Raw genomic sequence first — 10,492 nt, 5'->3', positions numbered from 1 at the left:
CGGCATCGAGCAGACTCTGCTGGCCTGCGCCGACCAGGTCCGCGTCACCACCTCACCCGGCCACCACGACCTCGTCGACCGGATCCGCGCCGACGCCGACCGCACGAGTCGGACGGCCGACAACCTCGCCCGGTGGTCCGACGGGCTGGATGCCCTGCGCCCCTGTCCGCGGGCCGCCGCCGCGACCGCCGGTTCTCCGAGAGGAGGTCCGGCAGGAACTGCCCCCGCCTCCGCGGCGATCCCGAGCCCCGCCCGTACGCCCCGCACTCTCTGACCGTCAGGAGACGTACTGCCCCCCACCGCCCGGTCCACCGCCCGCCAGACCAGCAGCACCGCCCCCGCCGCGGAGCCGGTGCTCACCCCGGCCGGCCGGGTCGTCGCGGCAGCCCCGGGACGCTGACGTGCACCCGACCATCGCCCGGTACGCCTCCACCCGCGACCTGCTCGCCTCCGCCACGGCCGCCGCCGCCCAGCAGCAGCACCGCCTGCGCCTCGTCGACGCCTGGCGCCCCGTCGCGGACCTGCCCGCCTTCGGCCAGGCGGCGTTCGCCGCCGAACTGGCCGCACACCTGCCGCCGCCGGCCGGGCCCGCCGAGGCCCTGCGCACCCGCCTTGTGTGGCAGTGCACGCTGCGCGCCGACCCCGACGCCGCAAGCCCCCCGGACCACCGCATCCAGGCGACCGCCCGGCGCATCCTGGCCGCCACCGGCATCGCCGCCGAGGACGACCCGGCCTCATGCCGGTGGGCACTGTTGCGCGTCGGCGATCACGAGGCCCGCCTCGTCGCCCCGCTCGCCCGGCCGGACGGCACCGTCGTGGACACCGGCCGCGACCGCTCGCTGGCCCTGGCCGTCTGCCAGCTCGCCGAGAGCCGCAGCACCGTCACCGGCCGTCCCCACGCGGCGGCGGCCGGGACCACCGGCCGCCGGACAGGTCTCCTCCCCGCCCCTTCTCCCGTCGTCACCGCCGCGGCCCGAGCCGGGCGGCGCCCGTAGAAAGCAGGACCGTTGACCGACGCCCGAACCACCGGGCCCCTCGATGTCGCCAACCAGGCCATCGCCCGTGCCGGCCGCGCGTTCTCAGAGATCGTCGAGATCGCCCCCTCGCTGACGGCCCACGAGGCCGCCGAGGTGCTGCTGGGCCTCACCCTGATGCCCGGCGCAGTTCATCAACTAGCCGATGCTGTCACGGAGATCGGTCGCCAGGTCGCCCAGCAGTACGGCGACCGGCCTCCCCTGTGGGAGCCGCTGCTCACCGAGGCCACCACCATCTCCGCCGCGGCCTTCCGCACGGCTGCCACCGCCGACGCCATCGCCGAAGCCGCGGACGAGAGCACCCGCAGCCGGGCCGCCACCGTCCAGTCCCCGGCACTGCGGGCCGCCGGCACGACGGCGTCGGTCCAGTTTGCCCCGGCCCTCGCCGTGCCACCGCACTCCCGCATCGTCGAACCGCCTCACCGCTGACGCCCCGAGGACCCCTCGTTGACCACCTCACCCCCGGCCGCAGCCCAGTACAACGAGCACGAGCTGCTCGTCCGCCCCCGACACCTCGCCGGACGCGGGCCCCTACCGGTCATGCAACCGCTGCTCCACCTCCACGAGTGGCCGTACCAGTTCGATCGATCCCTCGCGCAGGTCGTCGCCACCAGCCCGTGCCGACGCATCGAGATCGCCATGGAACCCCACCAAATCTTCCATCTCTACCGGGTCAGCGTCCGCAAGCACCCGGCGGACCAAGTGCCCTACTGGCAGGCCACATTCAGCCAGGACACCCCCGGCGAGATCGTCGGAGCTTTCGTCCAGGCCATCGCCGCCGACCGGTACACGATGCCGGAGGAGATCGTCGCCGAGCCGACCGCCTCACCGACAACCGCCTGGCGCCCGCTGCTGAAGGCTGGATGGCAGCTCAAGGACGACCCCGAGTTCGTCCGCCTAGCGTCACCGGACGAGACCACCACCGTCACCTACTTTCCCACCTTGACCGACGACCGTTGCGGGAAGGGCGTGGGCGCCTGGATGGCGGAATCCTCCTTCGGCCCCGAGTGGCGCGACCAGTGGACGATCGTCCTCGGCCACTCAACACCCGTGCGGTACGCGGCGATTCTGGCCGCTGCCGTCGCCGACCCCACCCCCGTGCTCCGCCATCGCGGCGTTCTGTCCTCCGCTGCGCTGCCGAAGCTCGCGACTTGGCCGGCCCGACCTTCCGATCGTGCCCGCCGGTTCACCGCCGTCGAGTACATGGCCGCGATGTTCAACCCCCGCCACCCCGGCCATGGCCACCCACCACGCCGCTGACCAGGAAGGATTCCCCTGCCCGACCCCACCGAGATTGTCTTCGCCCGCTTCCCCGTGCGGGAAGGCTCCACCACCACCGGCAGCGCCTGGGCCCAGGCCACCGACCTGGCCAGCCGGACCCTCCTCGCTCGCGCCGGCTTCTCCAACGAGGGCCTCAGTGCGATCTTCACCGCCGAGGACGCCGGCCACGGCGACGTCAACCAGCGCATCCGTCTCGCCGAGCAGCTCCTCACCGACGCCGGATACGCCACCCGTGTGGTGCCCCCGCTCCCGATCCGCAGGATCGAGAACACCTTCGGCGAACGGGACTTGGCCTACCTCCAGTCCCGGCTGGTGCAGGCGACCGCCCAAGTCCACCGGGCCACCACGGCGGAGGACATCACCACGGTGGCGCTCGCAGTGATGGACCCCGAGACCGGTCTGCTGGAGCGGCTCACCGCGCTGCTGGACACCGCCTCCCAGCGGCTGGAGACCCTCGCCAACCAGGAGCTGCTGCCCGACTCCGCCATGGTGACCGCCCTGCAGGACGCAAGTACCCAGCTCACCACCGCGGGCTACCGCATCGCCGAGGCCCAACTGGCACGCCCGGACGAGACCGACGAGCAGTCGTCGGCCCCTGCCGCGCCCCGCGCCGCCGCCGCGCGCACCCGCACGGCACCGCCAGCCGCCCTGACCGGTGCCACCACCGCCCCGGCAACCTCCGGCGCACCCAGGTCGGCCAAGGCTTCCGCCTCCCGCTGACCTCGCAGCTCCCGCCGTGATCACCGCCCGCTCCCCGCCCGCTCTGGGCCCCTGCCGCCGCGTGCTCCTGCCCGGCAGGCCGAACCCCCGCCAAGGAACCAGCTCCTGTCCGCCTCTCCCAAATCCCCTTCCGCCAGCCCCGGGTCGGACGCGCTCCTCTACGCGCTCATCAGCGCTGGCGTCATCGTCGCCGTCTTCGGCACCTTCGCCTGGCTCGGCGGCAACGCCGCCACCGCCGCGACCGCCGACGCCATCCGGTGGGCCCCGTTCCAGCCGGTCGACGCCGCACTGCACCCCGACCGGATCTTCCCCCAGCTCAGCCCGCTCCTGCTGCTGATCAGCACCCGCGTCGCCCCAGCGCTGCTGTCGATCGCGCTCGGCGCCGCCGGCCTGCTGCTGTGGTCCAAGCACCGCCGCAAGCCGACCGGCCTCGCGGGCCGCAGCGAGCTTGCGCCGCTTCTGCCGGCCGAGATCACCGCCAAGGCGCGCGACCTGCGTCCCAGCCTCTCCAACGCCAAGCCGCGCGAGATCAGCCCGGATGACACCGGCGTCCTGCTCGGCGACCTCTCGCCGAGCGGCCCCGAGGTCCGCTCCAACTGGGAGGACGTCATGGTCGCGATCATGGCGCCGCGCTCCGGCAAGACCACCTCGATCGCCGTCCCGGCCATCCTGCGCGCGCCCGGGCCCGTGCTCTGCACCTCGAACAAGGCGGCCCGGGACGCCTACACGGCCTGTCTTAGAGGCCCGGGCCGAGGCCGGGCGGGTGTGGACGATGGATCCGCAGCAGATCGCCCACACCCCGCAGGCCATGTGGTGGAACATCCTGGCCGACGCCAAGGACCTTCCCGGCGCGCGGCGGCTTGCCGGCCACTTCGTCGCCGCGGCCGTCGACGAGTCGAGCCAGGGCGACTTCTGGTCCACCGCCGCGCAGAACACCCTGTGCGCCTTGTTCCTCTCTGCGGGCTGTGACCGCCGGCCGATCACCGACGTCCTCAAGTGGCTCGCCGTACCGTCCGACCGAACCCCGGTCGACATCCTGCGCGACCACCAGATGATCGCCATCGCGGACCAGCTCCAGGGCACCGTCTCCGGTGCGGTGGAAACCCGCGACGGAATCTTCGAAACGGCCCGCCAGTATGCGGCATGCCTTCTCGATCCGCAGATTTCGAAATGGGTCACGCCGAATCCAGATCTGCCGGAGTTCAAGCCGGAGGAGTTCGTCACCCGCAAGGACTCCCTGTTCCTTCTGTCCAAGGATGGCGGCGGCTCCGCATCGGCACTGATCGCGGCTGCTGCGGATTCCGTGATGCGCACCGCGGTTATCGAGGCCGAGCGATCCGGGGGACGTCTCGACCCGCCGCTCCTGGCCATTCTGGACGAGGCCGCGAATGTGTGCAAAATCGGCGACCTCCCCGATCTCTATTCCCACCTCGGGTCTCGTGGCGTCATCCCGATCACCATCCTCCAGAGCTACCGCCAGGGCCAAAAAGTCTGGGGCGAGGCCGGCATGGACGCGATGTGGAGCGCGGCCACCGTCAAACTAGTGGGCTCCGGAATCGACGACGCCGATTTCGCCGACAAGCTGTCGCGCCTGGTCGGGGACCACGACGTGGAGACGGTTTCGCATTCCACGTCGGAATCGGGCCGGTCCACCTCCGTCAGTATGCGCCAGGAGCGCATTCTGCCGCCCGACCAGATCCGTGCTCTGAAAAAGGGGACGGCGCTGCTCTTCGCGACGGGCCTGCGCCCTGCGCTGCTGACCCTGCGCCCTTGGTACAAGGAGTCCGGGGCTGCCGAGGTCGGCGCGGCGTCCTCCCGGCAGACCGCCCTGATCACCGAGCGGGCGATGGCCAAGGCTGGCGGTGCCGCATGATCTACACCACCGAACCGGCCACTCGGATTCTTTCACTCGGCGCGGGCGTACAATCGACCTGCCTGCTTCTCCTGTCGGCCCTGGGTGAGCTTCCGAAACTGGACTACGCCGTTTTCTCGGACACCGGATGGGAACCGGCTAAGGTCTATCGGCATTTGGACGAGGTGGAGCGAAAGATCGCCCGCCCGGCCAACATACCGATCCTGCGCGTATCGTCCGGAAACATCCGAACGGATGCGCTTGACCCCGCTCACCGCTTCGCCTCGATGCCACTCTACATTCTTAACCAGGATGGCAGTCCGGGAATGACGCGGCGGCAATGTACCGGCGAGTATAAAATTAAGCCGATCAAGCGTCAGGTGCGCCAGATCCTAGGGTACCCGCATCCCGCCCGCGTGCCGAACGGGGTGTACGCCGAGCAGTGGATCGGCATCAGCACCGACGAATTCCACCGGGCCAAGGACTCCGACGTCCGGTACACCCGGCACACCTTCCCGCTGATCGACCTCGGCATGTCGCGGGAGGACTGCCTCAAGCTCCTCGCCGAGCACGGCTGGGGTTCCACGCCGAAGTCGAGCTGTTTGGGTTGTCCATTCCACGGAAATGCCCAGTGGCGGGAAATCCGCGACAATTCTCCCGAGGAATGGGCGGACGTGGTGGACTTCGACGCCGCGATCCGCGCCGGCAACGCCCGCGCCAACGCCGACGGTAGGCCGCTGCTCGGGCAGGCGTACCTGCACCGCTCGCGACTGCCCCTCGACCAGGCGCCGATCGACAAGCTCACCCGCACCGAACTCCGTTCCCTGCAGACGAAGTTGGACCTGCATGAGGAGGAGCTGGAGAACGGTCCGTCGGACGGCTGCTCCCCGTTCAGCTGCCGCTCCGGTGAGGCGGTCGCGTGAGCGGCCCGCCCGCCAACGCCTCGCACCTCGGCCGGCTGCACCGCGCCGAACTGGATGCCGAACTCGGGGCCGTCCTGGGCTCGGTGGAGGAGGACCTCCTCGCGCCGCTCCACCAGGCCCTGGAGGCGGCTGCGGAGGTCTTCCGGCAGCGGGGCGACCTCCGCTCCGCCGCCGCCCTGGACACCCACGCGGCCACCATCGAGAACGTCGGCAACGAAATCCACTACCTGGCACGGGACTTGGCCGCTCCGCCCCGTGCGGCCCGCGCCTGCGCCGCCGGCACCGCCTGCGCCCGCACCAAGGCCCTCTCGAAGCCGGTGCACACCGCAGGGCCGCCCCCGCAGCAGGCCCGCTCACGCTGATTCCACTCTCGCCACCAGGAGGTTCCCCCTGGCTCTCAGGAACGGGTACGTCGACCGGGCCAAGGCCCTGCAGCTGATCTGTCCCCTGCCGGACGGCACCGTCACCGGCCTGCGGCAGGTGGCCCGGCGCGGCGACATGGTCGTCACCGCCGAGCTGGCCCAGACCATCCGGGACGACACCTGGAGCGGCATCCGCATCCGGATCATCTCCCCGGCCGCCGGCCAGGTCGACGCCAACTGGTTCGGCTTCGCTGAGCACGCCGTCTTCAACGAACAGCAGCGAGCGCCGTCCGCGCGGGACGGCGGCAGGGTGCTCACGGCCTACAACGCCGAATTCATGCTGACCTACGCAGGCGTCGATGCCTACCGCCTGCGGGACGCCGTCGCCGAGTACACCGCCGTTTTCGTGCCCGCCCCCGCACCGGAGTTCACCGCCGCTGCCCACCTGGGCGTGCTCGACGGGATGGCGCGACGGCTGGACCACCTCGGCTCGGCTTCCCCGAAGAGCCTGGCCGGCCGCGCCTTCGCCCACGCCGAGGTCCTGCGGGAAGTGGTGGGCGAGATCCACAGCGGCCTGCTGCCGCTGACGGGCGAGCGGCTGGCCGCGGACAACGGGAGGGTCGAACTCCCCGCCGGGCTGGCCGCGCTCGGCAGGGTCGGCACCGCGCTGACCGAACTCGCTCTGAGCGCCGAGGAGGCCGATCAGGCCGGCTGGGCGCAGGTGTTCCGCGAGCACGCCCAGGCGCTGGTTGCGATCCGCGAGGAGATTACCGCCGACCTGGCCGCCGACCCCTCGGGCGCGTTGCCCGCCACCGCGCGGGCCGGGCGCTCGGCGGCGGCCCGTGCCGGGGCCACCCCGGTGGCGCTCTCGCCTCCTTCCGCGGGCACGACGATCCCCGTCGCCGTGCCGACACCCGCACGGCCCTCCCGTTGACCACCTCATCTCGCCTTCTGCCCAACGGAGTTGACATCAGCCACAACGACCTGGCGTTCCTGCCGATCAGCCGCGCGGACGGCAGCTGGTACCTGTCCGTGGGTTCGGGCCGCGTCCCGATCCGCGACGAGGCCCTTGCCGAGGACCTGGACCGGCTGCGCGACCTGCTGCTTCCCGGCCTCCTGGGCGAGGGGGTGAGCGTGCAGTGACACCGGTCAACCGGGACCAGAGCCCCCAGCTGGAGGCCGAACAGGCGGTGCTCGGCGGGTGCTTGCTCGATCCGTCCCAGGTCGGCACGCTGGCGGGGTGGCTGGAGCCGCGGCACTTCTACCGCCCGGCGCACGAGGGCTTCTTTGCGATCCTGCTCGCCCAGCACGCCGCCGGCCACCCGGCCCTCGCCCCGGAGGCCGGTGACGACCACAAGCAGGACTGGGCGCTGACGGCCATCGCGACCGCCGCCCGTGAGGTCCCCGGCTTCACCGCCAGCTACGGCCACACCCTGGCTGCCACCTGTCCCCGGTCCGAGCACACGGCCAGCTACGGCCGCATGGTGTTGGAGACCGCCGTCCGACGGGCGCTGGAGGAGCACGCCCACCGGTTGCTCGCCGCCGCCGAGGCGGATGCGGTCGAGGCCACGGTCGAGCTGACCGGCACCCTGCACGCCGTGATCCAGCGCCTCGCCGACGCCTGGGGAACGATCGACCAGCGCTCCGGCCGGCCGTTTCCCGCCCCGCCTTCTCCGGGCACCGCGCCCAAGGCGGTCGAGGCCGCCCGGGAGCACGAACAGGTGCTGCTCTCCAGCCTCCTCAGTGCGCCTGGGCAGATCCCCGAGGTCGCCTCCTGGCTCACTGGCGAGGACTTCGCCGACCCCGGCCACCGCGCCGTCTTCCTGGCCATGGCCGCCCTCGCGCACCGGCGCGAGCCGCTGGACGAGCTGACGGTGCTGTGGGAGGTGCAGCGGCGCGGAGCGCTTGCCGCAGGCGTGATCTCCGTGGCCCGGGTCCGGGAGATCTGCTCGGACGGGATGCCCGGCGACCCGGCCTGGTGGGCGGAGCACGTCCTGCGCGCCTCGCTGCTGCGGGCCGCCGCCACCTCCGCTGGCATCGTGAGGGTGATGGCGCTGGACGCCTCCATCGCCGCCGGTCCGCTGCTCGGCTCGGCGATCCGGGCGCTGGCCCCCGCCGACCGCGTGCAGGACCGGCTGCGCGCCGCGACCGCCACCCCCGCCGAGCGCGCAGGGCCGGTCGTCCTCGGCACCGCCCGCCGCAAGGGCGCTGCTCTGAGCCGCAGTCCCGCCCCGCCGCACGCCGCGCCCGTCCGGTCCGCCGACCGGGCAGGCGAGTCCGCCGCCCGTTCCCGCCGCTGACCTCCGGAGATCCACCTGCCTCCCACCGCCTCCCGTCCCCGCGCCCAGTCCGTGCACCGGCTCCACGCGGCGGCCGACACCATCGAATCCCTCAAGCACCAACTCCCGCGCGCCTACCGCGAAGAGGGCCTTCCGGGTCTTCAGGAGCTCGCCGAGCACACCCGGGCGATCCGCGACTGCCAGGACGACCTGCTGGACGTCACCACCGCCCTGCACCACCCCCACGCCCAGAGCGCCGACCGGGCCGTCGTCCGGTCCCTGACGGCGGCGACCGCCCAACTGGGCGAGGCGATCGGCGCGCTGGGCCGGGCCACCGCGATGGCCGGCCGCCTCTTCGAGGTCGACGGCATCGGCGGCCCCCGCGCCGAGGAGGTCCGCGAGCGCGGCTCCCAGCAGCTCAACATGGCGCTCTCGCGTACCCGCCTCGCCCTCGACGGCGCCTGCGAGGACCTGCGCCGCGACGCCCGCTCACTCACCGGCCCCGCCTCCGGCCTCGACCACCGCCCGGCCCCGCGGGCTGTCGCCGCCACCGCCCGCACCGCCGCCGGCCCGGGCGCCCGCACGGTCGCGTCACTGCCGGCCCGCACCGGACAGCACACCGCCGTCGCAGGGCGGCGCCGATGAGGCCCCCCGCTGGCGCGGGCCCCTCGACCTTCGGCGGAGCCGTGTCCGACACCGCTCCGTCCGCCTACCGGAACAACCTGGAGGCGGTCGCCGGGATGCTGCGCGCCCTGGGGCACAACGCCACCGCGACCCCTTCCGGACCCGTCCCCGGCGTCCCCGACCAGAACGCCCTGCTGGAGCAGTGCCGCCAAGCGGCGGCGTTCATCCGGCACTGCGGCCACAACGCCGAGCACTACCGCCGGTGCGCCGCGGACAACCCGTCCGCGGCGGTGCTGGCCGGAGCGTACGAGGCCGCGATGCGCCGCGCCGCCACCGTCCACCGGCACCTGGGCGCCGCCGTCGATCTCGCAATCCAGTGCACGACCGGCACCCCGGCCAAGCCGGGCAGCCCCGCCGCGGAGCTGCGCCGCCGCCAGGCCGAACACTCCGGCATCGCATTGGAGAGCGCCGAACGGTACGCGACCCAGGGGGCCGAGGAGGTGCGGGCGTTCACCGACCGGCTCCCGCTCGCCCCGCCGGAGGCTCCCGTCGAGGCAGCGCACGCACCCGCGCCTGCCGCCACCGGGCCTACCAGGAGCCGCCGTTGAGCACCGACCCTCCGCGCCCGCCCGTGACGGCCGGACTCCGGCAGGCCGATCTCGACACGCTGGGCGATCTCTCCGAGCAGCTGGCCGTCTTCGCGGGCGCCATCCCCGCCCCGGCGCCGCACGAGCCGCTGCCCGAAGTGCGCGATCTGGCCTGGCCGATGGTGCGGCTGCACGAGCTGATCACGGTTCCGCTGGACGAGAGCTTCTTCCGCGCGACGAACACCGCCGGCCCCGATGCCGGGCTCGGTGTCCTCCTCGCCACGACGAGCGCCCTCGCCATCGCCCAGAGCGCGCTGGTCCGGGCCGCGAACCTGCTCGCCGACCCGGTGCCGACGCCCGAGGCGCTGGGCAGCGCCCGCCGCTGTCTCGCAACCGCCGGCAGCACCGTCCGCTCGGCGGCCGAAGCGCTGCGCGAGAGCGTGGACACCGCCTCCGGCGCTTCAGAGGTCACCGCCCTCGCCTCCCGCCGCCTCTCCGCCGTGCCGGGTGAGGACCGCCCACCGGCAGCGGGCGACTCCGAGCGCCGAGTGGCCGCCGCGCTTCGCCGCTCGCCCGCTCTCGTCCTGGTCTCCCCGCCCTCCGAGTCACCGACTCCGCCCGGTCGCCCCGGCGCCCCGGCGGCGACGGTCGTGCCGCTGCGGCGGACCTGACGCCCCCGCCCGGCCGGCCGGAGTTCCGGTTGCTGCCTCTCCCGTTGACACACCGAATCCGCCGGCCGTCCGGCAGATCCTGATCCGATGGAGTCCCACCACGTCCTCCGACCGTCCCACCTCCGAGGTCAAGGCGTACCAGCGGCACCTGCGTGAGGT

Annotated in this window: 12 protein-coding genes and 2 pseudogenes; all 14 read left to right on the top strand. The window is 73.1% G+C overall.

Annotated features, from left to right (window positions below; genetic code table 11):
* Nucleotides 1-274 (top strand): annotated as a pseudogene (locus ABZ885_RS28565) (hypothetical protein); the annotation flags it as partial.
* A 127-nt stretch (nt 275-401) separates the two neighbouring features.
* Complete coding sequence (locus ABZ885_RS28560) at nt 402-995, top strand: hypothetical protein (RefSeq protein WP_360194562.1); 594 nt, start codon at nt 402-404, stop codon at nt 993-995.
* Between the two features lie 12 nt (nt 996-1,007).
* The gene (locus ABZ885_RS28555) at nt 1,008-1,463 is read left to right on the top strand and encodes a hypothetical protein (protein ID WP_360194559.1); all 456 of its coding nucleotides are present in this window, start codon (nt 1,008-1,010) and stop codon (nt 1,461-1,463) included.
* A gap of 18 nt (nt 1,464-1,481) precedes the next feature.
* Entirely contained in the window at nt 1,482-2,294 is an 813-nt protein-coding gene (locus ABZ885_RS28550; RefSeq protein WP_360194556.1) for a DUF317 domain-containing protein, read from the top strand.
* Between the two features lie 54 nt (nt 2,295-2,348).
* The gene (locus ABZ885_RS28545) at nt 2,349-3,035 is read left to right on the top strand and encodes a hypothetical protein (RefSeq protein WP_360194553.1); all 687 of its coding nucleotides are present in this window, start codon (nt 2,349-2,351) and stop codon (nt 3,033-3,035) included.
* A gap of 105 nt (nt 3,036-3,140) precedes the next feature.
* Nucleotides 3,141-4,908 (top strand): annotated as a pseudogene (locus tag ABZ885_RS28540) (TraM recognition domain-containing protein).
* Nucleotides 4,909-4,970: 62 nt separating this feature from the next.
* Complete coding sequence (locus ABZ885_RS28535; protein ID WP_360194565.1) at nt 4,971-5,810, top strand: hypothetical protein; 840 nt, start codon at nt 4,971-4,973, stop codon at nt 5,808-5,810.
* Nucleotides 5,807-6,172: a hypothetical protein gene (locus ABZ885_RS28530; protein WP_360194550.1), complete on the top strand. Its 366-nt coding sequence runs from the start codon at nt 5,807-5,809 to the stop codon at nt 6,170-6,172. Before ABZ885_RS28535 ends, ABZ885_RS28530 begins: the two co-directional genes overlap by 4 nt.
* 118 nt (nt 6,173-6,290) lie before the next feature.
* Nucleotides 6,291-7,106: a hypothetical protein gene (locus tag ABZ885_RS28525; RefSeq protein ID WP_360194547.1), complete on the top strand. Its 816-nt coding sequence runs from the start codon at nt 6,291-6,293 to the stop codon at nt 7,104-7,106.
* The gene (locus ABZ885_RS28520) at nt 7,103-7,315 is read left to right on the top strand and encodes a hypothetical protein (RefSeq protein WP_360194544.1); all 213 of its coding nucleotides are present in this window, start codon (nt 7,103-7,105) and stop codon (nt 7,313-7,315) included. Before ABZ885_RS28525 ends, ABZ885_RS28520 begins: the two co-directional genes overlap by 4 nt.
* On the top strand, nt 7,312-8,472 hold the full coding sequence (locus ABZ885_RS28515; RefSeq protein WP_360194541.1) for a DnaB-like helicase N-terminal domain-containing protein: 1,161 nt from the start codon (nt 7,312-7,314) through the stop codon (nt 8,470-8,472). Before ABZ885_RS28520 ends, ABZ885_RS28515 begins: the two co-directional genes overlap by 4 nt.
* Nucleotides 8,473-8,523: 51 nt before the next feature.
* Nucleotides 8,524-9,096, top strand: a complete 573-nt coding sequence (locus ABZ885_RS28510; protein WP_360194538.1) for a hypothetical protein — start codon at nt 8,524-8,526, stop codon at nt 9,094-9,096.
* A 41-nt stretch (nt 9,097-9,137) separates the two neighbouring features.
* Entirely contained in the window at nt 9,138-9,683 is a 546-nt protein-coding gene (locus ABZ885_RS28505) for a hypothetical protein (RefSeq protein WP_360194535.1), read from the top strand.
* Entirely contained in the window at nt 9,680-10,333 is a 654-nt protein-coding gene (locus tag ABZ885_RS28500; protein WP_360194532.1) for a hypothetical protein, read from the top strand. The genes ABZ885_RS28505 and ABZ885_RS28500 overlap by 4 nt, the downstream gene beginning before the upstream one ends.
* Nucleotides 10,334-10,492: the final 159 nt, after the last annotated feature.

It is taken from the genome of Kitasatospora sp. NPDC047058, assembly GCF_040643935.1.
GTDB lineage: Bacteria > Actinomycetota > Actinomycetes > Streptomycetales > Streptomycetaceae > Kitasatospora.
The sequence above is the reverse complement of the archived record's forward strand: the minus strand, read 5'-3'. Positions and strand labels throughout refer to the sequence as shown.